Raw genomic sequence first — 24908 nt, forward strand, 5'->3', positions numbered from 1 at the left:
AGCGATGAGGCCAGCACGATCACCGCTGATCCCGTCATGAAGCCCACTTGTCTGCGACATGATGTCCTTTCATATGCCATCTAAAAGCGGTTGGGTTAGAATGCCCCCCTTTTCTGCCCCCGATCCTTGAGGACCGCCATGTTCAGCCGTGATTTGACTATTGCCAAGTACGACGCCGATCTTTTTGCCGCCATGGAGCAAGAAGCTCAGCGCCAGGAAGAACACATCGAGCTGATCGCTTCGGAAAACTACACCAGCCCAGCGGTGATGGAGGCTCAAGGCTCGGTACTGACCAACAAGTACGCCGAAGGCTACCCGGGCAAGCGCTACTACGGTGGTTGCGAGTTCGTCGACGTCGTCGAGCAGCTTGCAATTGATCGAGCCAAGGAACTGTTCGGCGCCGATTACGCCAACGTTCAACCGCACGCCGGTTCCCAAGCCAACAGCGCCGTTTACCTGGCCCTGCTGTCGGCTGGCGACACCATCCTGGGCATGAGCCTGGCCCACGGTGGTCACCTGACCCACGGTGCCAGCGTTTCATCCTCCGGCAAACTGTACAACGCCATCCAGTACGGCATCGACGCCAACGGCCTGATCGACTACGACGAAGTCGAGCGTCTGGCGGTTGAGCACAAGCCGAAAATGATCGTGGCCGGTTTCTCTGCCTACTCGCAGATTCTTGACTTCCCACGCTTCCGCGAAATCGCTGACAAAGTCGGTGCTTACCTGTTCGTCGACATGGCCCACGTGGCCGGTCTGGTCGCCGCTGGCGTCTACCCGAACCCGGTGCCATTCGCTGACGTCGTGACCACCACCACGCACAAGACCCTGCGCGGTCCACGTGGCGGCCTGATCCTGGCTCGCGCCAACGCCGACATCGAGAAGAAGCTGAACTCCGCGGTATTCCCGGGCGCCCAGGGTGGCCCGCTGGAGCACGTGATCGCCGCTAAAGCGATCTGCTTCAAGGAAGCGCTGCAGCCTGAGTTCAAGACCTACCAGCAACAAGTGGTGAAAAACGCCAAGGCCATGGCCGGCGTATTCATCGAGCGCGGGTTCGACGTGGTTTCCGGCGGTACCGAGAACCACCTGTTCCTGCTGTCGCTGATCAAGCAGGAAATCTCCGGTAAAGACGCTGACGCCGCTTTGGGCAAGGCGTTCATCACCGTGAACAAGAACTCCGTGCCAAACGACCCTCGCTCCCCGTTCGTCACCTCCGGCCTGCGCTTCGGCACTCCGGCGGTAACCACTCGCGGCTTCAAGGAAGCCGAGTGCAAGGAACTGGCTGGCTGGATCTGCGACATCCTGGCTGACCTGAACAACGAAGCGGTGATCGACTCCGTTCGTGAGAAGGTCAAGGCCATCTGCAAGAAACTGCCGGTGTACGGCGCTTAATTGCACCGCTAGACCAGCAACATGAAAAACCGGCCAGTGATGGCCGGTTTTTTTTCACCTGTGATTTTTTCGAGGGTCGAAAAGGCTCAAGATCGGGGCATTCCGCGCAACTGGTAAGACCGGTCATGCCGATGATGCAATTTCTGCTTGCGACCACCTAAAACCTGCGTCTAGACTGCGCCTGCACTGGACATACCGGTAAGACCACAATAATTAAGTCCTGAATCTGATGCGCCTCGCGCACGGCAGCCAGGACACCGACCAGGATTCCTCCCATGCTCAGATGGTGCTCGCGTTCAATCTTCCTTCAAGTGGTTCTCGGACTGGTGCTCGGCATCGTCTGCGGGCTGACCCTTCCCGAATACTCCGCCCAGCTCAAACCCCTCGGCGACGGCTTCATCAAGCTGATCAAGATGCTCATTGGCCTGATCGTGTTTTGCGTGGTGGTCAGCGGCATCAGCGGTGCCGGCGATCTGAAGAAGGTCGGGCGCATTGGCCTCAAGTCGGTGATTTACTTTGAAGTGTTGACCACCATCGCCTTGGTGATCGGCCTGGTCTTCGCCTTCAGCACCGGCATCGGCAGTGGCGCGAACATTCATCTGGATCAGCTCTCTGCTGCCGACATGGGTGACATCGCCCAGCGCGGCCAGCACATGCACACCACCACGCAATTCCTGATGGACCTGATCCCGACCTCGGTGATTGGCGCCTTCGCCGACAACAACATCCTGCAGGTGCTGCTGTTTTCGGTGCTGTTCGGCAGCGCGTTGAACCTGGTGGGCGAAGCGGCCTCGGGCATCTCCCGACTGATCAATGAACTGAGCCACGTCATTTTCCGCATCATGGGCATGATCGTGCGCCTGGCGCCGATCGGCGTGTTCGGCGCCATAGCCTTCACCACCAGCAAATACGGCCTGGATTCGCTGCAGCATCTGGGCAGCCTGGTCGGCCTGTTTTACCTGACGTGCGCCGCTTTTGTGTCGCTGATCCTCGGCCTGGTGATGCGCCTGTCCGGCCTGCGTATGTGGCCGCTGCTCAAGTACCTGCGCGAAGAACTGCTGATCGTCATGGGCACCGCTTCGTCAGACGCCGTGTTGCCGCAAATCATGCGCAAGCTTGAGCATCTGGGCATCGGCAGCTCGACGGTCGGGCTGGTGATTCCGACCGGTTACTCGTTCAACCTCGACGGTTTCTCGATTTACCTGACCCTCGCCATCGTGTTCATCGCCAACGCCACCGGTACGCCGCTGGCCATGACCGACTTGCTGACCATTTTGCTGGTGTCGCTGATCACTTCCAAAGGCGCCCACGGTATTCCCGGCTCGGCGCTGGTGATTCTCGCGGCCACCCTGACGGCGATCCCGGCGATTCCGGTGGTTGGCCTGGTGTTGGTGCTCGCGGTGGACTGGTTCATGGGCATCGGCCGGGCGCTGACCAACCTGATCGGCAACTGCGTTGCCACCGTGGCCATCGCCCGCTGGGAGAAAGACATAGACATCCAGCGCGCGAACAAGGTGCTTTCCGGTCAGGTGGGTTATACCTTCCAGCCGAGAAAACCGGTCGCGCCGGCGCACCAGCAGGAATTTTGAATCAAGTGGGAGCCTGCCAGACGGCGGGCTCCCCTGCCTTTATCCATGGAGCAAACCGTGATTACCACTTCAACGGTCGTCAATTCAGTCGTAGAAAAACTTCGGGCCGCACTGGCCCGTGGCCAGTGGCGCTCCGGCGAGATGTTGCCGGGCCAGCGTGAACTGGCCGAGCAACTGGGCATCAGCCGTCCGAGCCTGCGCGAAGCCGTGATCGTGCTGGAAACCCTCGGCCTGGTGCGCTCGATGCCGGGCAAAGGCGTGGTGGTGCTCGACGCCCACCTCGGCGACAGCCAAAGCCACGACAGCGCAGTGGCCGGCGCGAGCCTGGAAGACGTGCTGCAGCTGCGCTACACCCTTGAGCCGTTCATCGTCGGTCTGGTGGCGCAGTCGATCAGCAGCAAGGAAGTCGGGCAACTGCGCCTGACCCTGATGGACATGCGCGAAGCGCTGGAAGCCAACGACGCCGAGGCCGGGGTCAACGCCTACATCGCCTTCCACGAAGAATTGTTCACGCTGACGTCCAATCCGATTTTCCAGAGCGTGGTGCAGCAGACCAGTAATGCACTCAAGCAAAGCGCGCAAGTGCTGCGCAACTCGCCGGAACACCTGGCCGAGCGCTTGGAAGAAAACGAAGCCGTGGTGCGCGCCATCCGTAGCAAGAACAGCGCCCAGGCCAGTGCCGAAATGCGTCGGCACATCCTTCGCGAAGGACGGCGAATGGGCATCGAATTGAACATACCGGAAGACAACCTCGGCAGTTAAAACCATTGGAACCGGAGACCGGCCATGAACAGCTTCGCTTCACCGCAGACGCTTGTTGCCCTGCCCTTTCCCAACCGGGAGGAGAATCTGTATTCACGGGTTTTCGATGCGATTCTCGAACAGCGCCTTGATGCGGGCAGTCGTTTTACCGAAGAAAGCCTGGCGCAGGTGTTCAACGCTCGACGCGGTGATATCCGGGGTGTACTGACGCGATTGGCTCATCAGCAGATCATCGTCCTTCGGGCAAATCATCGGCCCCGTGTCGCTGCGCTCAATGTCGAGCAGGTCCGGCAAACGCTGCATGCACGGCGGCTGGCCGAGATCACGCTGGTGCGGTTGGCCTGTCAGCACCCGTGCCCGCACGCGTTAAAACGCCTGGGAGCGTTGATCGACAGCGAGCGCGAAAGTACCCAGCGTGGTTCGGCGATTCGGTTGTCGGGGGAGTTTCATTTACAACTGGCGAAAATGGCGGGGAATGCTCCTTTGGCGCATTTTCTGGACAGTCTGGTGCCGCTGACTGCGTTGGCCGTTGCGCAGTTTGATGGCTGGCTGGAGGGTTATTGCGATTGGCAGGTGCATCAGCGGGTTTTGACGGCGGTGGAGCGTGGCGATGAGGAGATGGCGGTCGCCTTGCTGAATCAGCATCTGGATCATTTGGGAGCGGTGTTGCTGAGCTCTGGGCCGACACTCAGCCAGAATCGTGTTGCCGGGTAAATCGCCATCGCGAGCAGGCTCACGCCTACAATTGGAATGCATTCCCCTGTAGAAGTGAGCCTGCTCGCGAAGAGGCTCTTTCAGCCACCGAAAATATCAGGGCTGCGCCGCCACCCGCGCAAATCCCTCACGAATCTTCTCTTCCGGCAAATCATCGGCAATAAACACGATCACGCTTTCCCGCGCCTCGCCCTCTGCCCATTCCGTGTCCCAGTCGAATCCGTACAACTTCAGGACACCCTGGAACACCATGCGTCGCGGCTCGCCAGCAATGTTCAACACGCCTTTGTAGCGCAGCAACTGCTTGCCGTGATCCTCCAGCAGCTCATTCATGAACTCGCTGAGTTTGTCGATATCCAGTGGCTGGTCGGTGCGCAGCACCAGGCTGGAGATGCGGTCGATGGACGGCGCTTTGCTCACCGGACGCAAACTCACGCCACCGCCGAGGTCGGCATTCAGGTTAAAACCACGCACGTCGAGCAATTCGGCCAGGTCGATCTGGCCGTGATCGACCACGCGGATCGGTGCACGCCGGTTGATGCGGGTCAGACGCTCACTCAATGCGGTGAACGTCGGCTCGTCCACCAGATCGCGTTTGCTCACCAGCAAGCGGTCGGCGAAACCGATTTGCGCCTGGGCGATGGTTTGGGTCAGGTGAGTCTCGGCGTGCGCCGCGTCCACCAGGGTGATGATGCCGTCGAGGATGTAGCGCTCGCGCAGCTCTTCATCGATGAAGAAGGTTTGCGCCACCGGCGCCGGATCGGCCAGCCCGGTGCATTCGATCACCAGACGGTCGAAGGCGATGTCGCCGCTGTCCAGGCGTTCGAGCAACAGGTACAGCGCTTTGGTGAGGTCGGTGTGGATGGTGCAGCAGACACAGCCGTTGGACAGCGTCATGACTTGTACCGGCTCGTCGCCCAACAGTTGGGTGTCGATACCGGCATCACTGAATTCGTTTTCGATCACGGCGATTTTCAGCCCGTGCTCGGCTTTGAGCAGGTGGCGCAACAGCGTGGTCTTGCCAGCGCCGAGGAAGCCGCTGAGGATTGTTACCGGGATGGGAGAGGACAAACTGGATCTCCTGACTCACAAAATTAAAGTATCAACACAAAACAACTGTGGGAGCGAGCTTGCTCGCGATAGCGGCTTAACATTCAACATCACTGTTGATTGAAATTCCGCCATCGCGAGCAAGCTCGCTCCCACAGGTATTGCTGTTAAGCCGACAACCGGATCAACAGCACTTCGGCCCACCCTTGCCACCGTAACGAGCTTCCTGGCGTTCGCGGAAGAACATCTCGTAGCTCATCACCGGTTTGTCCGGGTGTTTGGTTTGCATATGCTCGACGTAGTTGTCGTAGTCGGGCATGCCGACCATCAGGCGCGCGGCCTGACCGAGGTATTTACCGAGGCGACTCAGGTCATTGAACATGCTTGCAATCCTCGATTACGCGTCCGGCAGGGCCTGGAATGGCGCTTCTTTATCCGTACGCTCTTTGGTACCCCAGGCGGCAATGCCGACCTTGAGTGCGTAGAACAGGATACTGAAGACCACGAACAGGAACAGCGCTGTCAGCGTTGCGTTGGTGTAGGCATTGAAGATCACGTGCTGCATCTGCGTGATGTCCTTGGCCGGGGCAAGGAGCTGACCATTGGCCAGCGCATCGCTGTATTTCTTCGCCAGCGACAGGAAGCCGATGGCCGGATTAGCGTCGAACAGCTTGATGAAACCCGCCGTCACGGTGCAGATCAGCAGCCAGACGGCCGGCAGCATGGTCACCCAGATATAGCGTTGGCGTTTCATTTTGATCAGCACAACGGTTGCCAGCATCAGCGCGATACCAGCCAGCATCTGGTTGGAGATACCGAACAGCGGCCACAAGGTGTTGATCCCGCCCAACGGGTCGATCACGCCTTGGTAGAGCAACCAGCCCCACATCGCCACACAACCGCCGGTGGCGATCAGGTTGGCGGTCCAGGACTCGGTACGGCGCAAGGCCGGCACGAAGGAGCCGAGCAAATCCTGGAGCATGAAGCGACCGGCACGGGTACCGGCATCGACCGCCGTCAGGATGAACAGCGCTTCGAACAGGATCGCGAAGTGGTACCAGAACGCCATGGTGTTTTCACCCGGCAGGACACTGTGCAGGATCTGCGCGATCCCCACCGCCAGGGTCGGTGCGCCACCGGCACGGGCCAGGATAGTGGTTTCACCAATGTCATGGGCCACCGCTTGCAGGGCTTCCGGGGTAATCGCAAAGCCCCAGCTGCTGACGGTTTGCGCGACCGCTACGATGTCACCACCAACTACGGCAGCCGGGCTGTTCATCGCGAAGTACACGCCCGGCTCGATCACCGAGGCGGCAACCATGGCCATGATGGCCACGAAGGATTCCATCAACATCGCGCCGTAACCGATGTAACGGGAATTGACTTCGTTATCCAGCAGCTTCGGCGTGGTGCCGGAAGAGATCAGCGCGTGGAAACCCGAGACCGCGCCACAGGCGATGGTGATGAACAGGAACGGGAACAGACCACCCTTCCACACCGGACCGGTGCCGTCGATGAACTGGGTCAGCGCGGGCATTTTCAGCTCGGGCATGGTCACTAGAATGCCGATCGCCAAGGCCACGATGGTGCCGATTTTCAGGAACGTCGACAGGTAGTCACGGGGTGCCAGGATCAGCCACACCGGCAGTACCGCCGCGACAAAACCGTAGCCGACCAGCATCCAGGTGATCTGGATCCCGGTGAAACTGAACGCCTTGGCCCAGACCGGATCAGCGGCAATCTGCCCACCGAGCCAGATCGAACCGAGCAGCAACGCCACGCCGACCACGGAGATTTCGCCAATGCGACCCGGACGGATGTAGCGCATGTAGATGCCCATGAACATCGCAATCGGGATGGTCGCCATCACCGTGAAAATGCCCCACGGGCTTTCGGCCAGGGCTTTCACCACGATCAGCGCCAGCACCGCGAGGATGATGATCATGATCAGAAAGCAGCCAAACAGCGCGATAGTGCCGGGGATACGGCCCATTTCTTCGCGGACCATGTCGCCCAGGGACCGGCCATTGCGGCGGGTCGACATGAACAACACCATGAAGTCCTGAACCGCACCGGCCAGCACCACGCCGGCAATCAGCCACAATGTGCCGGGCAGATACCCCATCTGCGCCGCCAACACCGGCCCGACCAGCGGCCCCGCGCCAGCAATGGCCGCGAAGTGGTGACCGAAGAGGATGTGCTTGTTGGTCGGAACGTAGTCCAGACCGTCATTATTGAGTACGGCGGGGGTGGCCCGTCGCGGGTCGAGTTGCATCACATTGGTGGCGATGAACAGACTGTAGTAGCGATACGCAACCAGATAAATGGCCACGGCAGCGACTACAATCCACAGGGCGTTGATCGCCTCACCTCGGCGCAATGCCACCACACCAAGGGCGCACGCACCGACGATTGCCAGCAGCAGCCAGGGTAAATGGCGTAGCAGGCTATTATTATTTTTCATTTTATGATTCCAGCCAGAGTGGACAAGAAAGACAGCCACCCCGAGTTTAGCTCCCCTGACGGCAAAGGCCATACCCCGACATTGGTCTAGACGCCTGCCCGCGCTGGCAGGCTTTAACAATGCAGGTCTATAGTCAGCGTACCTTTCCGAGGATTGCGCCATGAGCGAACACGCAGCCGACCGCCGTCGCTTCAAACGTATCGCGTTCGACGCCCAAACCGAACTGCGCCAGGCCGAATACATCTGGCAGGTGAAGTTGATTGATCTGTCGCTCAAGGGGCTGTTGGTCGAGAAGCCCGAGCCGTGGCTGGGCAATCGGGAGCATCACTTTTGCGTTGATGTTCATCTGACGCCTGAAGTCGCGATCAAGATGGATGTACTACTGACCCACGATGACCATGGCCAGCTCGGCTTCGTCTGCAAACACATCAGCCTGGAATCGATTCAACGCCTACGGCGGTTGATCGAATTCAATCTGGGGGATCCGCAAGAGCTGGAACGCGAGCTGGGCGCCCTGTTCGAAGTTTGAACCCACGACAAATCCACTAATGTAGGAGCCGGGCTTGCCCGCGATAGCGACTTCACTTTCAACATCATCGTTGAATGACAAGTCGCTATCGCGGGCAAGCCCGGCTCCTACATCTATGGTTACTCGAACAGTGCGTCGAGGGCCTGCTCCAGACGGGTAACGGCAATAATCTGCAAACCCGGCGGCGCCTCTTTCGGCGCATTGCCCTTGGGCACGATGGCGCGCTTGAAGCCGTGCTTGGCGGCTTCTTTCAGGCGTTCCTGACCGCTTGGCACCGGGCGCACTTCGCCGGACAGGCCGACTTCGCCAAACACCAGCAGATCATGTGGCAATGGCCGGTTGCGCAAACTGGACATGACCGCCGCCATCAAGGCCAGATCAGACGCGGTCTCCAACACCTTCACACCACCGACCACGTTGAGAAACACGTCCTGATCGTGGGTCGGAATGCCGCCATGACGGTGCAGAACCGCCAGCAACATCGCCAGGCGATTCTGATCCAGCCCCAGCGTGACCCGGCGCGGGTTGGCCAAATGGCTGTCATCCACCAGGGCCTGGACTTCCACCAGCATGGGCCGCGTCCCTTCCCACGTCGCCATGACCACACTGCCAGGGACTTCCTCCTGAGCGCGTGTGAGAAAAATCGCCGACGGGTTAGAGACTTCTTTCAGACCCTTGTCCGTCATGCCGAACACACCCAATTCGTTGACCGCGCCGAAACGGTTTTTGACCGCTCGCAGCAAACGCAAACGCCCATCGGATTCGCCTTCGAAATACAGCACGGTATCAACCATGTGCTCCAGCACACGGGGACCGGCCAGGGCGCCTTCCTTGGTTACGTGACCAACGAGGAAAATCGCGGTGCCACTCTGCTTGGCATACCGCACCAGCAAGGCCGCACTCTCGCGAACCTGGGAGACGCCACCCGGGGCCGATTGCAGTTGTTCGGTGAAGATCGTCTGGATCGAGTCGATCACCATGACCTTGGGTTTTTCCACCCGGGCCGTGGCGATGATGGTTTCGATGCAGGTTTCGGTCATCACTCGCAGTTGGTCCTGCGGCAAGCCCAGCCGGCGGGCGCGCATGGCCACTTGTTGCTGCGATTCTTCGCCGGTGACGTACAGCGCCGGCATGCTCTTGGCGAGGTTGCACAAGGTTTGCAACAGGATGGTCGATTTACCGATGCCCGGGTCACCGCCGATCAGCACCACCGAACCGTCGACCAAGCCCCCACCCAACACTCGATCGAGTTCACTGGAGGCTGTGGAAAAGCGCGGGATTTCCTCGACACTGACTTCGGCCAGGGTCTTGATCTGGGCCTGTTGGCCAGTCCAGCCGGTGCGACCGCTCGGGGCGGCGGCACCACCGCTTTCCACCATGGTTTCGGTCAGCGTGTTCCAGGCCCCGCACTCGCCGCACTGGCCGGCCCACTTGGGGAAGGTTGAGCCACACTCGGTGCAGCCGTACATGCGCTTGGCCTTGGCCATCTGAACTCCCGGCAAAAACCGCGATGATAGCTCAGCTGACGCCGATCAGCGCGGCGCGGCGATACGGATTTCGCCGCTGGCCAGACGCGTGGCACTGTTGCCCAATGGATCTTCGGCCTCCAGGTCCGCACCTTTGGCCTTGAGTGCGTCGAGCAGTTCGGCACGCTTGAACAATCCGGCGTACATCGCAGCCGTTTGCCCCGCGCCGTTGCGTTGGTCGGGGCTGCAATTGGCCAATAGTAAAGTCCGGGCAATCTGTACTTCCCCTTTGAAAATCGCCCCCATCAATGCCGTGTTGCCTCGCTGGTCCTGAGCACAGGCATCCGCGCCGGCGGCGAGCAAACGCTCTACTGCGGCGGTCTGGCCGTGATAGGCCGCCAGGATCAGCGCGGTGTAGCCCTTGCTGTCGCGGGTATCGAGTGAGTAGCCAGCCTCAATGAACGTGTCGAGCATGGGCACATCGCCACGGCGGGCGGCGTCGAAGTAGTAATCCTGCAGTTGAGCAGACAGCGCCGCAGAGTCGTCGGGTGTGGTGGAAAAGGCACTGGTCGAGAGCAACGCCAGCCACACAAACAGATAAATACGCATCGCAAACTCCTTGGCCCGACGGGACCTCATCGGAGGTCCCGCATTTCAGGCAAACGCCGTCAGTCGACCAGGTTGGCCGCCAGCGCCTTGACCCGGCTCAAGTCACCCTTGGCCACCTTGGTCACGCCGGTCCCGTATTCCGGGTCGGCTTTGTACAGGAACGACAGAATGATGTGCTTGCTCTCGTCATCGGTTGTCGCGAGCGAACCGCCAAAACTCTCGATAAGGTCGTTCCGCTCCTTTTTACTGAAGGAGCGATACAGATCACCGGCCTGCTTGAAGTTTTGCTCGCGCGGGATCTTCGCCTGCTGGGTGCTGCCCGTCAGCGCCGATGGGCTGTAACGCGCGGTTTGCGGCTCGTCGCGGGGCATCAAACGGCTTGGCTGATAGTTCACGCCTGTGGTGCTGTGACCGATGTTCATCGCACCGTCCTGATTGCCGTTATTCACGGCAACTTTTGGCGCATTGATCGGCAACTGAAGTGCATTGGCACCCAGGCGATAGAGTTGAGTATCGGCATAGGAGAACACTCGCCCTTGCAATAAGCGATCTTCCGAAGGTTCGATACCGGGAACCAGATTGGCCGGAGCCATCGCCACTTGTTCGGTTTCCTGGAAGACATTCGAAGGATTACGATCCAGGATCATTTGTCCAACTTTTCGTTCAGGAACTCCAGGCCAGATCTTCGTCGCATCCAATGGATCGAAATCAAACTTGTACAAATCTTGAGAGCTCACAACCTGAACGTACAAGTCCCATTTCGGAAAGTCACCCTTGTTAATATGAGCAACCAAATCATTGGTCATACGGCTGTAATCTTTTCCTTGAACTTTCGACACCAACTCAGGATCGAGATTATTAATCCCCTGCAAACTCTTCCAGTGAAACTTCACGTAATGCACATCGCCTTTGGCATTAACTAACTTGTACGCATGCACACCGTTTCCATCCATCTCCCGATAACTGGCCGGTGTACCCGAGTTGGAATACAACTCGGTCAGGGTGCGAGTGGCTTCAGGGACATGGGAGAAGAAATCAAATCGCCGCGAATCATCGTCGAGGTTGGTGCGCGGGTCGGGTTTGAACGCGTGGACCATGTCTGGAAACTTGATCGCATCACGGATGAAGAAAGTCGGGAAATTGTTTCCCACTAGGTCCCAGTTGCCGTCGGCGGTGTAGAACTTGGTAGCGAAACCACGAGGGTCGCGCAGGGTTTCCGGCGAATGGTTGCCATGAACGACGGCGGAGAAACGCACGAACACCGGTGTGCTCTGACCGCCAGCAAACACTTTCGCCTTGGTCAGGTCGCTCAGGTCATTGGTCACGGTGAAGGTGCCGTGGGCGCCAGTGCCACGAGCATGCACCACACGTTCAGGAATGCGTTCACGGTCAAAGCGCTGCAGCTTCTGGATCAGTTGCACGTCCTGCAACAACACCGGGCCTGTGGCACCTGCCGTTTGTGAGTTCTGGTTATCGCCCACGGCAGCGCCATTATCACGGGTCAAGTTGGCAGCATGGACGGAGAAGGACAGCAGGCTGGCGGTTAAAACGCCAAGCGTACGCCAATGGGGAAAAGCCCCAAGGCCAAGTGTAGAAGTCATATCAGGTTCCTCTGTTTTCAAGGCGCACTCCCAGTGCGCTGAACCGAGGCTAGAGGCCGAACCGGCAAAACTTAAATAGAAAAAACGCAACGTGATGATTCAGATATTTATGTCGCTAATCAGTCAGTTAGCGCGTATTTCGCGCGCGATTGCTGGCACTTTGCAAACTAATTGCCGGCAGACAGGTCGATAGTCACGAGCATTGTAATGAGGTGTTTCGAGCAAGAGCCGTTTTGCTGAATTACACTGCGTTCACCAACCTCATCTGTAACAAGGAATAACCTATGGGCGTGATAAGTGAGTTCAAGGCCTTCGCGGTCAAAGGTAATGTGATCGACATGGCCGTCGGTATCATCATCGGCGCCGCCTTCGGCAAGATCGTGACGTCGTTTGTCGGCGACGTGGTCATGCCGCCCATTGGCTTGCTGATCGGCGGTGTGGACTTCAGTGATCTGGCCATTACGCTCAAGGCTGCCGAAGGCAATGCCCCGGCCGTGGTGCTGGCCTACGGCAAATTCATCCAGAGCATGATTGACTTCATCATCGTCGCGTTCGCGATTTTCATGGGGATCAAAGCGATCAACCAACTGAAGCGCGAAGAGGCGGCGGCCCCGACGCTGCCGCCGGTTCCGACCAAGGAAGAAGAGTTGTTGAGCGAGATCCGCGATCTGCTCAAGGCCCAGAACGATCGGCCTTGAAGGCGGGTTGCAAACAGAAACGGCGCCCTTGAGGCGCCGTTTTTTTACCAGAAGTTTTCCACCGCCACCTGGCCTGGGCGTCGGCTGAGGCTCAGGTGCATGTCCCGCTGCTTGAGCAGCTTGCGCGTGTCATCAATCATCTGCGGATTACCGCAGAGCATGACCCGCGAATGCTCGGGCGTCAGCGCCACGCCTGCTGCCCGCTCCAGTTCGCCATTTTCAATCAGCGTGGTGATTCGTCCGTTCAGGGCGCCTGGGTGTTGTTCGCGAGTGACGGTGGCGATGAACTGCAATTTGTGAGCGTTTTCGGCCAGATAATCGCGCTGTCCCAACTCGGCGATCAACGCCTGATACGCCAATTCCCGGGCCTCACGCACGCTGTAGACGAGGATAATGCGTTCGTATTTCTCCCACACTTCGAAGTCCTGCAGGATCGACAGGAACGGGGCAATGCCGGTGCCTGTGGATAACAACCAGAGGTCACGTCCATCGACAAAGCGGTCCGGGGTCAAATAACCAAAGGCCTGGCGGTCCACCAGCAACGTATCACCCACCTTCAGTCGACTCAGCTCGCTGGTGAACTCACCGCCTGGCACCACGATGGAGAAGAACTCGAGAAATTCGTCATGGGGTGACGACACCATTGAATAGGCTCGCCAGACCGTAGTGCCATCGGCCTTGGTGACACCTAGCCGGGCGAACTGCCCGGCCCTGAAGCGAAAGCCCGGATCTCTCGTGGCTCGCAGCGTAAACAGGTTTGGGGTCAACGGCTGGACGTCGAGCAAGGTTTGGCGAGTGTATTTTTCGGCACTGGCGGTCATGGGACGCTCCATTGAACTGATATCACCAGTGTCGCGCAAAGCAGGCGATGTAAACACCGACGATTTGTAGTGTCTTTGGTATTAGATCCATCGTTAGTTGTACAGCTGCTTTTATATTGTCGATGACATGACTAAAACTTGTACAAAAAACAATGCATAGAATGATATACGCCCCGCGAAAAGAGTTTCATGAGCCTGAGCAGCTAAGAACCAGATATGCACTTTCGATAATGTTAAAGAGCAAAAAAATTGCAGCACATTTGTAGGATTACTCCTACACTCTGGGCGTGTTGGATCCTGGATCCAATTTGCACCCCCAAGATAGCCGCATGGAGTTGCTGCAATGAAGATGTGGAAGGAGTCACAGCTAAAACAGATACTTGAAGCCAAGGAAGTTAAGCCCGCCTATGAGACTTCGCTCATACTGGCTCAGGATCTTGGCTTCAATTTCTGTGCTTTTTCAATTACATCCCCCGCAGTTTTGCTTAATCATGACACGGTAAGTTTTAACAATTACCCCGTCGATTGGAACACGGCATATGAACATGACCAATTAGGTGACACAGACCCAATACTGGCTCATTGCAATCATTCAGAGTTGCCAATTCTTTGGGAGGATGAGCTCTTCTCAAAGGTCCCTCAGCTGAGGCAGGCGCAAAAACAACAAGGCTTGCAGTATGGTTGGTCACAATCGATTCATGACGACAGCGGTTTGCGCAGCATGTTTAGCCTGGCCAGAAGCAACAGCCCGATCACTGCCGATGAATGGTATGCACATCTGGCCTACGCCATTTTAATCAACCGCCATTTGCATGGGCTCGTGGCAAAAAAGCTGGATCACCGCCTGGCGATTGCATGCACACCCCGGTTGTCGACGCGTGAAATCGAAATCATGAAATTGTCGGCCGACGGCAAGACGGCCTATGAATGTTCCAAAATCCTGAGCATCAGTGAACGCACCATCAATTATCATGTGCAAAGCTGCATCCATAAATTTGGGGTGAACAACAAGATTGCAGCCGTGATAAAGGCTGTGAGGGTCGGCGCTATCTGAATCCATTCAGTACGAAGAAAACCCACGGGTAATCCAGCCGAAAAAAACGTACCATTTGCGGCCCCCTGAGTGATGTCGTATATAACTTCACGACGCCGTGCACTCGGCCGGTCCCGCCAGCTACAACGCCTCCGGCCGTGGGACACCACACCCGTTGACTACCCAGAGCCCCGCCTCATGCCCCTGCTCGAAACACCCTTCGCCCAACTCGACCTGATCCGTCAGCCAGAACAGCAGAACGAACCGCTGCAAGCGTTCGATGCCGCCGACGAATACCTGCTCAACCACCTGGCCGAACAACAGCCCTCGGCCGAAACTCGGGTACTGGTGTTGAACGACAGTTTTGGTGCATTGGCCGCCAGCCTCGCGGGCAAGGTCCGGGTGATCAGCAGTGGTGATTCGTTCCTCGCCTTTCAGGGACTGGAAAAAAATCTGATCCGTAACGGCCAGGCGTTTGACGCCGTACCGAGCGTGCCCGCCAGCGACGTGTTCAGCGGCCCGTTTGACCGGGTATTGATCCGGGTGCCGAAAACCCTGGCGTTGCTGGAAGAACAACTGATTCGCCTGCAAGGCCAACTGGCGCCAGGCGCGCAGGTGATTGCCGCGGCGATGATCAAGCACCTGCCACGTGCTGCCGGTGATCTGCTGGAACGCTACGTCGGCCCGGTACAGGCCTCCCTGGCAGTGAAAAAGGCCCGGCTATTGATCGCCACACCTGAAGCAAAAGACCCGGTCGTGTCCCCCTACCCTTCGCGCTATCAGCTTGATGAGCCGGCCATTGAACTGCTGAACCACGCCAATGTGTTCTGCCGCGAAGGGCTGGACATCGGCACCCGGGCCTTTCTGCCGCACCTGCCAAAAAACCTCGGCACCGCGCGAGTCGCCGATCTCGGTTGCGGTAACGGCGTGTTGGCCATTGCCAGTGCGCTGCAAAACCCCGAGGCGCAGTACACGCTGGTGGACGAGTCGTTCATGGCGGTTCAATCGGCTGCCGAAAACTGGCGCGCGGCGCTGGGCGACAGAGCGGTCATTGTGCGGGCCGGCGACGGGCTGGCCGGGCAGGAAGCTCAATCCCTGGACGTGGTGTTGTGCAATCCGCCGTTCCATCAACAACAGGTCGTCGGCGACTTTCTCGCCTGGCGCATGTTCCAGCAGGCCCGCGAGGCGCTAGTGGTGGGTGGCGCGCTGTATATCGTCGGCAATCGTCACCTGGGTTACCACAGCAAGCTCGCACGGCTGTTCCGCGGCGTCGAACAAGTGGCTGCCACGCCAAAATTCGTGATTCTCAAAGCCCGCAAATAAACCGGGGCAAAAAAAACCCTCCGCGCAGGAGGGTTGTGAATCCGTGCCTCCAAGGCGACGGGATGGGATCTTCAGTGTGTAGTCAGGCCTGCCGCATTCATGAACATGCGCATCAGACTGGCCACGATAAACAGGGCGCCGACGCTACCGACCCAGATCAGGACCAGCCATCCAAGCCGCTGCAACAGCGGTTTTTTTTCGGCTTCTTCAATGTCGTGCAGGGAATGTTTACCGGTCATTACAACAATCCTCAGGTAGATCGATGGCGCCAGTGAGGGCGCCATCGCGAGCACGCTCGCTCCTACAGTGTCAGTGATAACCGTCTTCGTGGGTGACCTTGCCGCGGAACACGTAGTAGCTCCAGAAGGTGTAGCCCAGGATGAACGGGATGATGAACAGCGTGCCCACCAGCATGAAGCCCTGACTTTGCGGCGGTGCGGCGGCGTCCCAGATCGAGATCGACGGTGGCACGATGTTCGGCCACAGGCTGATGCCCAGACCGCTATAGCCGAGGAAGATCAGCACCAGCGTCAGCAGGAACGGCGTGTAGTGCGCATTGCGGGCGACGGCGCGGATCAAGCCATACATGGTCACCAGCACCAGAATCGGCACCGGCATGAACCAGAACAGATTGGGCAGCGTGAACCAGCGGGCGGCGATTTCAGCGTGGGCCAAGGGTGTCCAGATGCTGACAATACCGATCACCGCCAACACCACGAAGGCCAGCGGCCGTGCCAGGTTGTGCATTTGCTCTTGCAGCTTGCCCTCGGTCTTCATGATCAACCACGTGCAACCAAGCAGTGCATACGCCACCACCAGTGCCACGCCGCAGAACAGAGTGAACGGTGTCAGCCAGTCCAGCGAACCACCGGCAAACTGGCGATTGACCACCGGCAATCCATCAATGAAGGCGCCCAACGCCACCCCCTGAAAGAAGGTCGCGGTGAGGGAGCCTCCGATGAAAGCCTTGTCCCAGAGGTGGCGCTTGTGGTCCTTGGCCTTGAAGCGAAACTCAAAAGCCACGCCCCGGAAGATCAGCCCGATCAGCATCAGGATCAGCGGCAGGTACAACGCCGAAAGCACCACCGAATAGGCCAGCGGGAAGGCACCAAACAACGCGGCGCCGCCCAGTACCAGCCAGGTTTCGTTACCGTCCCAGACCGGGGCGACCGTGTTCATCATCACATCACGGTCGGTCTTGCCCGGGATGAACGGGAAGAGAATCCCGATCCCCAGGTCGAAGCCGTCCATGACCACGTACATCATGATGCCGAAGATGATAATCACGGCCCAGATCAGCGGAAGATCAATACCCATGACTCAAATCTCCTTGGTCAGGCTGTGGTCACTGTCGGCGTCATCATCGTCAGCGGCGGACAGCGGACGGGCCGGTGTGCGTTTCTTGCCAGGCCCACCTTCGCTGGTTTCCTTGCCTTCGTCGATCTTCGGCCCTTTGCGCACTAGGCGCATCATGTAGCCCAGGCCGGCACCGAACAGCGCGAAATACACCACCACAAACAGAATCAACGTGATGCTCATCTGCATGAAACTATGGTTGGAAGAAGCATCCGCCGTGCGCATCAGTCCGTAGACCACCCACGGCTGACGGCCGATTTCAGTGGTAAACCAACCCGCGAGGATCGCGATCAGGCCCGACGGCCCCATCCACAACGCCAGGTAAAGGAACGGTCGCGAGGTATAGAGCTTGTCGCGCTTGCGCAGCCACAGGCTCCACAACCCGGTGAATATCATCAGGAAACCCAGGCCGACCATGATCCGGAACGACCAGAACACGATGGTCGAATTGGGCCGGTCTTCAGGCGGGAATTCCTTGAGCGCAGGGACTTGTTTGTCCAGCGAGTGGGTGAGGATCAGGCTGCCCAGATACGGAATCTCGACGGCAAATCGGGTTTTCTCGGCTTTCATGTCCGGCCAGCCGAACAGGATCAACGGGGTCGGTTCGTCGCCGATGTTTTCCCAATGACCTTCGATCGCGGCAATTTTCGCCGGCTGATGCTTGAGCGTGTTGAGGCCGTGGAAGTCACCGATGACCGCCTGAATCGGCGCAACGATCAAGGCCATCCACATGGCCATCGACAACATGGTGCGGATCGCCGGGTTGTCCTTGCCGCGCAGCAAGTGCCAGGCCGCCGAAGAGCCGACGAAGAAGGCGGTGGCAACGAACGCCGCCGTCGCCATGTGCATCAGGCGGTACGGGAACGAAGGGTTGAAGATCACCGCCAGCCAGTCGGTGGGGATCACCTGACCGTTAACGATTTCGAAACCCTGCGGCGTCTGCATCCAGCTGTTCGAGGCGAGGATCCAGAAGGTCGAGATCAGCGTGCCAATAGCCACCATGACCGTGGCAAAGAAGTGCAGCTTGCGCCCGACCTTGTTCCAGCCAAACAGCATGACCCCAAGGAAACCGGCTTCGAGGAAGAACGCCGTCAACACCTCGTAGGTCAGCAACGGCCCGGTAACCGATCCGGCAAAGTCCGAAAAACGGCTCCAGTTGGTGCCGAACTGATACGCCATCACCAGCCCGGAGACCACCCCCATGCCGAAATTGACGGCAAAGATCTTCGACCAGAAGTGATACAGGTCGCGGTAGGTGTCGTTATGGGTTTTCAGCCACAGACCTTCGAGTACCGCCAGGTAACTCGCCAGGCCAATGGTGATGGCCGGGAACAGGATGTGAAACGAGATGGTAAACGCGAACTGCATTCGGGCGAGATCAAGTGCCTCTAAACCGAACATAAGTCTTCCTCTGTCAGTTAATACGGCTGCTGGCTGGAAGCCTGCACCCAACGGCCCCCACGGGTATGGAGTGCGGCGAATTCGAATTCGTTCTTTTTATTGAAAGCCTCACAACGCAGGGAAGTCTGGCCTGATGGCCGCCGGATCAATTCCTGGTGGGGTTTTGATCTGGATCAATCAACGTTGAAAGAGTAGTCCCATTTCCGGGGATGAACCGCGTGGTCTTTTGCCGCGTGACAAGTTGCCTCATGGCTATCGTTACAGGCAGATACATTTCCCCTGCGGGAGCGAGCTTGCTCGCGAAGCGCGTGTGCCAGGCAGCTCGGTATCGAGGGATAGGCCGCCATCGCGAGCAGCCTGCTCCCACAGAGGAATCAGGTGTTTTTACGATCGATGTCTAGCTAAGTATATTTTCTGCGGCTGCAACTTCTGGTTACAGGTTGGTGATAACCTCGCCCTTCCCCTCTCCCAGATTTCCCCGCAGATGCCCAGCCAAGAGCCCTTGCTGTTACGTCATCACCGCCCCTTCATCGCGTTCTGGCTGGCTCGGGTGTTTACCGCCAGCGGTTTTCAGATGCTCACCGTGGCCATTGGCTGGAACCTGTACCAGTTAACCGGCAACGTGCTCGATCTGGGCCTGGTGGGGTTGGTGGAATTTGCCCCGCGCGTGCTGTTCATGCTGCACACGGGGCACGTCGCGGACCGCTATGACCGGCGCAAAGTCGCGGCGATCTGCCAGTCGCTGCAAGCGTTGATCGCCCTGTCGCTGGCCATCGGCAGCGCCACCGATCATGTCACCCGGGAAATGATCTTCATCCTCGCGTTCTTGCTCGGTGCTGCGCGCTCCTTCGAAATGCCCACCACTCAAGCCCTGTTGCCGAGCATCGTGCCCAGCGCGCTGTTTCCCCGTGCGGTGGCCGCCGCGCAATCCGCGCAGCAGTCAGCCACTATCGTCGCCCCGGCGCTCGGCGGTTTGCTCTACGCCTTCGGCAGCGTCTGGGTGTATGGCCCGACCGTAATCCTCTACATCGTTGCCTGCGGGTTGATGCTCAACTTGCCGGCCCGGCAAACGCCGTTGAACAAGGGCAAGGCGACGCTGGATTCGCTGCTGGCGGGTATCCGCTTCATTCGCAGTCGCCCGGACATTCTCGGGGCAATTTCTCTGGACCTGTTTGCGGTCTTGCTCGGCGGCGCGACGGCGCTGCTGCCGGTGTTTGCCAAGGACATCCTGCTGACCGGCCCGTGGGGGCTTGGCCTGCTGCGGTCTGCGCCGGCCGTCGGCGCGCTGTTGATGTCGCTGTTCCTGGCGCGGTTTGCGGTTGAGCGCAACGTCGGACGGGTGATGTTCACCGCCGTCGGTGTGTTCGGCGTCGCCACCATCGCCTTCGGCCTGTCGACCTCGTTCTGGTTCTCGCTTGCAGTGCTGGTGGTGCTGGGCGCGGCCGACATGATCAGCATGGTGATCCGCGCCTCGTTCGTGCAGCTGGAAACCCCGGACGAAATGCGCGGCCGGGTCAGCGCCGTGAACGGCCTGTTCATCGGTGCGTCAAATCAGTTGGGCGAATTCGAATCCGGGCTGACCGCCCACTGGTTCGGTACCGTGCCGGCGGTGGTCATGGGCGGGATCGGCACGCTGGTGGTAACCGGGGCCTGGGTGAAACTGTTCCCGACCTTGGCCAATCGCGACCGCATGCATGTGCCGCTGGAGGAAGTGAAGGTCTGAAGCAGGTGCCTGGCACAAATTTGCCGACCAGGTGCACTATATAGATACCGCAACAGGTGTAATGTATCGCCTTACACTTGCCCCATGATCAAATCCTTTCGGCACAAGGGCCTTCGTGGCCTCTATGAAACAGGTTCGACTCGAGGGATTCGTGTAGACCATGCAAAGCGTCTGTCTCGGATACTTCAGTTCATGGACCGCGCAACGCTACCCGGCGATCTAGACCTTCCGGGATGGCGACTGCATCCACTCAGAGGAGAGTTGGCCGAATTCTGGTCGCTGAGTTGTTTCAGGGAACTGGCGAGTTGTTTTTCGGTTTATCGGTTCAGATATCGAACTGGTCGACTATCTGGACTACCACTGACAGGAGGCAGGCAATGCCCATGCACAACCCGCCACACCCTGGCGAAACACTCTTGATGGATGTGTTACCCGAACTCGGCATCAGCGTCACGGAACTCGCCCGCCATCTGGGTTTTGCACGACCGCACCTTTCTCGGGTTCTGCATGGCCACGCCCCGATCAGTCCGGATCTGGCCGTGCGTCTGGAGCGGGCGGGGATTGGCAAGGCTCGCATGTGGCTAGGGATTCAGACTGATTACGATCTCTGGCAAGCAGAACAGCGCGAACAGCCGGCGATCAAGCCCATCGCCATCCACGCCTGACATATCCTCACGCCAGCATCTCCCCCGCCACCGCCATGCGCGTGGCCTTGCCGCAGAGTTGTTCCACCAGCGTCAGGGCAAATGCCAAAGCGGCCCCGGAACCCTGGGCGGTCACGCAGTTGCCGTCGACCACCACCGGTTGGTCGATGAAGTTGCAACCTGACAACTGATGACTGGCGGAGGGCAGGCAGGTCATGCGTCGCTGACGCAATACGCCGAAGTGCTGCAGCGCGACCGCCGGGGCTTCAGCGATGCCGGCGAACAGGCGCCCGGCGGCGGCCTGATCCTTGATCAGTTGTTGCAGGGGTTGATGGGCCGCCAGGTGTTGCGCGCCCACGGCGCCGCCCGGAAGGGCGATCAGGTCGAACGGCTGGGCCAGCAAGTCCACCAGCATGGCATCGGCCGTCAGCCGGGTTCCACGGGCGCAGGTGAGCATGCGCCGCCCCTCGATGCTGGCCACCACCACTTCAACGTTGGCGCGGCGCAACACATCGATCAGGGTCACTGTTTGCAGGTCGTCGATGCCCTCGGCGAGGGTAATCAAAGCTCTAAAGGTCATGGGGACAGTCCACAGGGTGATCTTTAAAGCGTAGTCAGCTTTCCTGACGCTTGTTCGAGTGCAGCCGTTACTTGATGTAAAGCTGGGTCGACATCTTATCGCTCGGCGCATTAATCGAGGTGTTGCTGAACGTGAAGGTCCCGTCCTGCTTGCCCGCAAGATTGAAGATATACAGATAACCGACCGTTTTTGCCCCGGGTGTGCAATCAGTCAGGTTGCCGGTCTGAAAGGCACATACCGGCGACCGGGTGCCGTCCACTTCAAAACCATCCAGCGCGACATGTGGACTATTACTGCCGTAACCGATTTCCAGCACATAGACCTTGATGCTCGGACCACTATGATCGCAACGCGTCTCGGTCTGCCCTTCGGCAATGTTTTCAAAGCCACAGACCGGCGATTCAACCTTAACCACTTTCAACTGGCTCAATCGCGGCGCCATCGCAGCCGAGGCGTTTTGTGCCCCCAGCAACAAGGCCATCACGACGCCAATGACGGCAATCACACGCGTTTTCATGCAATACATAACGACCCCCAAAACCAGCGCGCAGTATGGCTCACTTCGCTTGACGGCAAAACATCGACGACGATCGCAGCCATCAGCAGCCATAACCCCACGCGGCTGGTATGATGCGCGGCTTTTTCCGGCCCACAGTAATTTCCCAGGCGCGTTCAGTGGTCTGTGCTTTGCTGTTGAGGTCGATACATTCACGGCGCCGGGCGCGCCACGGGGAGCAGACATGCTGGAAAGGCTGTTTCAACTCAAGGCACACAACACCAACGTGCGGACCGAGATTCTGGCGGGCGTCACGACTTTCTTGGCCATGGCCTACATTCTGTTCGTCAACCCGAGCATTCTCGGCGAAACCGGCATGGACAAGGGCGCGGTGTTCGTCGCCACCTGTCTGGCCGCGGCGATTGGTTCCACGATCATGGGCCTGATCGCCAACTACCCGATCGCGCTGGCGCCGGGCATGGGCTTGAACGCCTTCTTCACCTATACCGTGGTCCTGCACATGGGCCACACCTGGCAAGTGGCGCTGGGTGCGGTGTTTATCTCGGCGGTGTGCTTCTTCATGCTGTCGATCTTCCGTATCCGTGAATGGATCATCAACAGCATCCCGCTGCCGTTGCGCTCGGCGATTGCCGCCGGTATCGGCCTGTTCCTGGCGCTGATTGCCCTGCACAACGCCGGCATCGTGGTCAGCAACCCGGCGACCATGGTCGGCCTCGGTGATCTGAAACAACCAGCCCCGATCCTCGCGACCCTGGGTTTTGCCCTGATCGTTGCCCTCGAAGCCCTGGCCGTACGCGGCGCCGTGCTGATCGGCATTCTGGCGGTGACCATCATTTCGATCTTGATGGGCTTCACCCCTTTCGGCGGCGTGATGTCGATGCCACCGTCGCTGGCCCCAACCTTCATGCAACTGGACATCAAAGGCGCACTGGACATCGGTCTGGTCAGCGTGATTTTCGCTTTCCTGTTTGTCGATCTGTTCGACAACTCCGGCACTCTGATCGGCGTCGCCAAACGCGCCGGCCTGATGGACAAGAACGGCCACATGCCGAAAATGGGTCGCGCCCTGATCGCCGACAGCACCGCGGCCATGGCCGGTTCGCTGCTGGGCACCTCGACCACCACCAGCTACATCGAGTCCGCAGCCGGCGTGAGTGCGGGCGGCCGCACCGGCCTGACCGCCGTCGTGGTGGCGATCCTGTTCCTGCTGGCACTGTTTTTCTCGCCATTGGCGTCCAGCGTCCCGGCCTTCGCCACGGCACCGGCACTGCTGTTCGTCGCCGTACTGATGACCTCCGGCCTGGCCGAAATAGACTGGGACGACATCACCGTTGCCGCACCGGTGGTGATCACCGCGCTGGCCATGCCGTTCACTTATTCGATCGCTAATGGCATCGCCTTCGGTTTCATTTCCTGGACCGCCATCAAGCTGATGTCCGGTCGTGGCCGTGAGCTGAACCCGGCGCTGGTGATCCTGTCGATTCTGTTCGTGATCAAGTTGGGTTGGTTCAACGCATGACTTTTGATTCCCAGGCCTACGCCGTTCAGCTCGAAGAAAAGGTCACGCGCCTGCGTGACCTCCTGGCCCCGTTCGATGCGCCAGAACCTGCGGTGTACGACTCTCCGCTGCAAAACTTCCGCCTGCGCGCTGAATTCCGCCTGTGGCGTGAAGGTGGTGAGCGGCACTACGCGATGTTTTCCCAGGAAGACAAACGTACGCCGATCCTGATCGAAGAGTTTCCGATCGCCAGCCTGCGCATCAACGAACTGATGCCGAAGCTCAAAGCCGCCTGGAAAGCCAGTGCGGCCCTGAGCCACAAGTTGTTCCAGGTGGAGTTCCTGACCACCCTGGCCGGCGATGCGATGATCACCCTGTGCTATCACCGCCCGCTGGACGAGCACTGGCATGCAGCGGCCACGAAACTGGCCACGGACCTGAACGTGAGCATCATCGGTCGCTCAAAAGGCAAACGCGAAGTGATCGGTCACGATTACGTGGTTGAGCAGCTCGAAGTCGGCGGCCGTACTTTCAGCTATCGCCAGCCGGAAGGCGCATTCACCCAGCCCAACGGCACCGTGAACCGGAAGATGCTCAACTGGGCTTACGACGCTTTGGGTGATCGCCCGGACGACTTGCTCGAACTGTACTGCGGCAACGGCAACTTCACCCTGCCGCTCGCGACCCGCGTACGCAAAGTGCTGGCCACCGAAATCAGCAAGACCTCGGTCAATGCAGCGCTGAGCAACCTCAGCGAAAACGCGGTGGATAACGTCACCCTGGTGCGACTCTCCGCCGAAGAGCTGACCGAAGCGCTGAACGAAGTCCGCCCGTTCCGCCGCCTGCATGGTATCGACCTCAAGAGCTACGAGTTCGGTAGCGTGTTCGTCGACCCGCCCCGCGCCGGCATGGACCCGGACACCTGCGAGCTGACCCGACGTTTCGACAACATCCTCTACATTTCCTGCAACCCGGAAACACTGGCGGCGAACATCGCCCAGTTGCACGACACGCATCGCATCACTCAGTGCGCGATGTTTGACCAGTTCCCGTGGACCCATCACATGGAATCCGGGGTGTTGTTGACCCGTCGTTGAGAGCTGTTGCCGATACAAATGAGCCGTCATGACGACGGCTT

At 59.0% G+C, this 24908-nt stretch carries 24 protein-coding genes and 1 pseudogene; 13 read left to right on the top strand and 12 right to left on the bottom strand.

The annotated features are described in order from the left end of the window. Positions 1-138 precede the first annotated feature (138 nt). The 4 genes from glyA to D882_RS0116250 all read left to right on the top strand — a co-directional run bounded on the left by glyA (position 139) and on the right by D882_RS0116250 (position 4457). Entirely contained in the window at positions 139-1392 is a 1254-nt protein-coding gene (glyA, locus tag D882_RS0116235; protein ID WP_027924216.1) for a serine hydroxymethyltransferase, read from the top strand. Between the two features lie 275 nt (positions 1393-1667). Further along, positions 1668-2981 carry a C4-dicarboxylate transporter DctA gene (locus tag D882_RS0116240; RefSeq protein ID WP_027924217.1) on the top strand — a complete coding sequence of 438 codons (1314 nt, stop codon included), beginning with the start codon at positions 1668-1670 and terminating at the stop codon, positions 2979-2981. 57 nt (positions 2982-3038) lie between these two features. After that, entirely contained in the window at positions 3039-3743 is a 705-nt protein-coding gene (locus D882_RS0116245; RefSeq protein WP_027924218.1) for a FadR/GntR family transcriptional regulator, read from the top strand. A gap of 24 nt (positions 3744-3767) precedes the next feature. Next, positions 3768-4457 carry a GntR family transcriptional regulator gene (locus D882_RS0116250; RefSeq protein WP_027924219.1) on the top strand — a complete coding sequence of 230 codons (690 nt, stop codon included), beginning with the start codon at positions 3768-3770 and terminating at the stop codon, positions 4455-4457. Between the two features lie 96 nt (positions 4458-4553). Here D882_RS0116250 and yjiA read toward each other — a convergent pair whose 3' ends face one another. The 3 genes from yjiA to D882_RS0116265 all read right to left on the bottom strand — a co-directional run bounded on the left by yjiA (position 4554) and on the right by D882_RS0116265 (position 7971). Then, positions 4554-5528 (bottom strand): GTPase, encoded by a 975-nt coding sequence (gene yjiA, locus D882_RS0116255; protein ID WP_027924220.1) that lies wholly within the window; start codon positions 5526-5528, stop codon positions 4554-4556. A 163-nt stretch (positions 5529-5691) separates the two neighbouring features. Then, positions 5692-5889, bottom strand: coding sequence for a YbdD/YjiX family protein (locus D882_RS0116260; RefSeq protein WP_007895266.1), 198 nt, complete (start codon positions 5887-5889; stop codon positions 5692-5694). Between the two features lie 15 nt (positions 5890-5904). Next, positions 5905-7971 (bottom strand): carbon starvation CstA family protein, encoded by a 2067-nt coding sequence (locus D882_RS0116265; RefSeq protein ID WP_027924221.1) that lies wholly within the window; start codon positions 7969-7971, stop codon positions 5905-5907. A gap of 160 nt (positions 7972-8131) precedes the next feature. Here D882_RS0116265 and D882_RS0116270 point away from each other — a divergent pair, with 160 nt between their 5' ends. Beyond that, positions 8132-8500, top strand: coding sequence for a PilZ domain-containing protein (locus D882_RS0116270; RefSeq protein ID WP_027924222.1), 369 nt, complete (start codon positions 8132-8134; stop codon positions 8498-8500). A 119-nt stretch (positions 8501-8619) separates the two neighbouring features. On the opposite strand, the gene radA is transcribed toward D882_RS0116270, so the two are convergent. From radA to D882_RS0116285, 3 genes are read right to left on the bottom strand one after another with little or no spacing between them, the layout of a single operon-like run. Further along, positions 8620-9987: a DNA repair protein RadA gene (gene radA / locus D882_RS0116275; RefSeq protein WP_008040321.1), complete on the bottom strand. Its 1368-nt coding sequence runs from the start codon at positions 9985-9987 to the stop codon at positions 8620-8622. Positions 9988-10032: 45 nt separating this feature from the next. Beyond that, positions 10033-10575: an ankyrin repeat domain-containing protein gene (locus D882_RS0116280; protein WP_027924223.1), complete on the bottom strand. Its 543-nt coding sequence runs from the start codon at positions 10573-10575 to the stop codon at positions 10033-10035. 59 nt (positions 10576-10634) lie between these two features. Continuing rightward, positions 10635-12176 (bottom strand): catalase, encoded by a 1542-nt coding sequence (locus D882_RS0116285; RefSeq protein ID WP_027924224.1) that lies wholly within the window; start codon positions 12174-12176, stop codon positions 10635-10637. Between the two features lie 284 nt (positions 12177-12460). On the opposite strand from D882_RS0116285, the gene mscL reads away from it, so the two are divergent. After that, positions 12461-12874: a large-conductance mechanosensitive channel protein MscL gene (mscL, locus tag D882_RS0116290; protein WP_027924225.1), complete on the top strand. Its 414-nt coding sequence runs from the start codon at positions 12461-12463 to the stop codon at positions 12872-12874. Positions 12875-12918: 44 nt separating this feature from the next. Here the strand turns inward: mscL and D882_RS0116295 are convergent, their stop codons facing one another. Further along, positions 12919-13695 carry a ferredoxin--NADP reductase gene (locus D882_RS0116295; RefSeq protein WP_027924226.1) on the bottom strand — a complete coding sequence of 259 codons (777 nt, stop codon included), beginning with the start codon at positions 13693-13695 and terminating at the stop codon, positions 12919-12921. A gap of 343 nt (positions 13696-14038) precedes the next feature. Between D882_RS0116295 and D882_RS0116300 the strand changes: the two genes are divergently transcribed. After that, positions 14039-14749, top strand: coding sequence for an autoinducer binding domain-containing protein (locus D882_RS0116300; protein ID WP_027924227.1), 711 nt, complete (start codon positions 14039-14041; stop codon positions 14747-14749). Positions 14750-14926: 177 nt separating this feature from the next. Continuing rightward, positions 14927-16051, top strand: a complete 1125-nt coding sequence (locus D882_RS0116305) for a class I SAM-dependent methyltransferase (RefSeq protein ID WP_027924228.1) — start codon at positions 14927-14929, stop codon at positions 16049-16051. Between the two features lie 71 nt (positions 16052-16122). Here D882_RS0116305 and D882_RS1000000132100 read toward each other — a convergent pair whose 3' ends face one another. The 3 genes from D882_RS1000000132100 to D882_RS0116320 all read right to left on the bottom strand — a co-directional run bounded on the left by D882_RS1000000132100 (position 16123) and on the right by D882_RS0116320 (position 18808). Beyond that, positions 16123-16290: a DUF2474 domain-containing protein gene (locus D882_RS1000000132100; RefSeq protein WP_081743969.1), complete on the bottom strand. Its 168-nt coding sequence runs from the start codon at positions 16288-16290 to the stop codon at positions 16123-16125. A gap of 70 nt (positions 16291-16360) precedes the next feature. Next, positions 16361-17368 carry a cytochrome d ubiquinol oxidase subunit II gene (gene cydB, locus D882_RS0116315; protein WP_027924229.1) on the bottom strand — a complete coding sequence of 336 codons (1008 nt, stop codon included), beginning with the start codon at positions 17366-17368 and terminating at the stop codon, positions 16361-16363. 3 nt (positions 17369-17371) lie between these two features. Continuing rightward, entirely contained in the window at positions 17372-18808 is a 1437-nt protein-coding gene (locus tag D882_RS0116320) for a cytochrome ubiquinol oxidase subunit I (protein ID WP_027924230.1), read from the bottom strand. A gap of 484 nt (positions 18809-19292) precedes the next feature. On the opposite strand from D882_RS0116320, the gene D882_RS0116325 reads away from it, so the two are divergent. The 3 genes and pseudogenes from D882_RS0116325 to D882_RS0116330 all read left to right on the top strand — a co-directional run bounded on the left by D882_RS0116325 (position 19293) and on the right by D882_RS0116330 (position 21196). Next, on the top strand, positions 19293-20531 hold the full coding sequence (locus D882_RS0116325; RefSeq protein ID WP_027924231.1) for an MFS transporter: 1239 nt from the start codon (positions 19293-19295) through the stop codon (positions 20529-20531). Between the two features lie 84 nt (positions 20532-20615). Continuing rightward, positions 20616-20895: pseudogene (locus D882_RS1000000132105) on the top strand (type II toxin-antitoxin system RelE/ParE family toxin). A 13-nt stretch (positions 20896-20908) separates the two neighbouring features. Beyond that, the gene (locus D882_RS0116330; protein ID WP_027924232.1) at positions 20909-21196 is read left to right on the top strand and encodes a HigA family addiction module antitoxin; all 288 of its coding nucleotides are present in this window, start codon (positions 20909-20911) and stop codon (positions 21194-21196) included. Between the two features lie 7 nt (positions 21197-21203). Here D882_RS0116330 and D882_RS0116335 read toward each other — a convergent pair whose 3' ends face one another. After that, positions 21204-21755 carry a DJ-1 family glyoxalase III gene (locus tag D882_RS0116335; RefSeq protein ID WP_027924233.1) on the bottom strand — a complete coding sequence of 184 codons (552 nt, stop codon included), beginning with the start codon at positions 21753-21755 and terminating at the stop codon, positions 21204-21206. Positions 21756-21822: 67 nt separating this feature from the next. Beyond that, positions 21823-22281 (bottom strand): DUF4879 domain-containing protein, encoded by a 459-nt coding sequence (locus tag D882_RS0116340; RefSeq protein WP_027924234.1) that lies wholly within the window; start codon positions 22279-22281, stop codon positions 21823-21825. Between the two features lie 214 nt (positions 22282-22495). Between D882_RS0116340 and D882_RS0116345 the strand changes: the two genes are divergently transcribed. Then, positions 22496-23791, top strand: a complete 1296-nt coding sequence (locus D882_RS0116345) for an NCS2 family permease (protein WP_027924235.1) — start codon at positions 22496-22498, stop codon at positions 23789-23791. Further along, positions 23788-24867 carry a tRNA (uridine(54)-C5)-methyltransferase TrmA gene (gene trmA, locus D882_RS0116350; RefSeq protein WP_027924236.1) on the top strand — a complete coding sequence of 360 codons (1080 nt, stop codon included), beginning with the start codon at positions 23788-23790 and terminating at the stop codon, positions 24865-24867. Before D882_RS0116345 ends, trmA begins: the two co-directional genes overlap by 4 nt. Positions 24868-24908: the final 41 nt, after the last annotated feature.

Origin of the sequence: Pseudomonas sp. URMO17WK12:I12 (assembly GCF_000514395.1) — a bacterium.
Classification (GTDB): domain Bacteria; phylum Pseudomonadota; class Gammaproteobacteria; order Pseudomonadales; family Pseudomonadaceae; genus Aquipseudomonas; species Aquipseudomonas mucoides.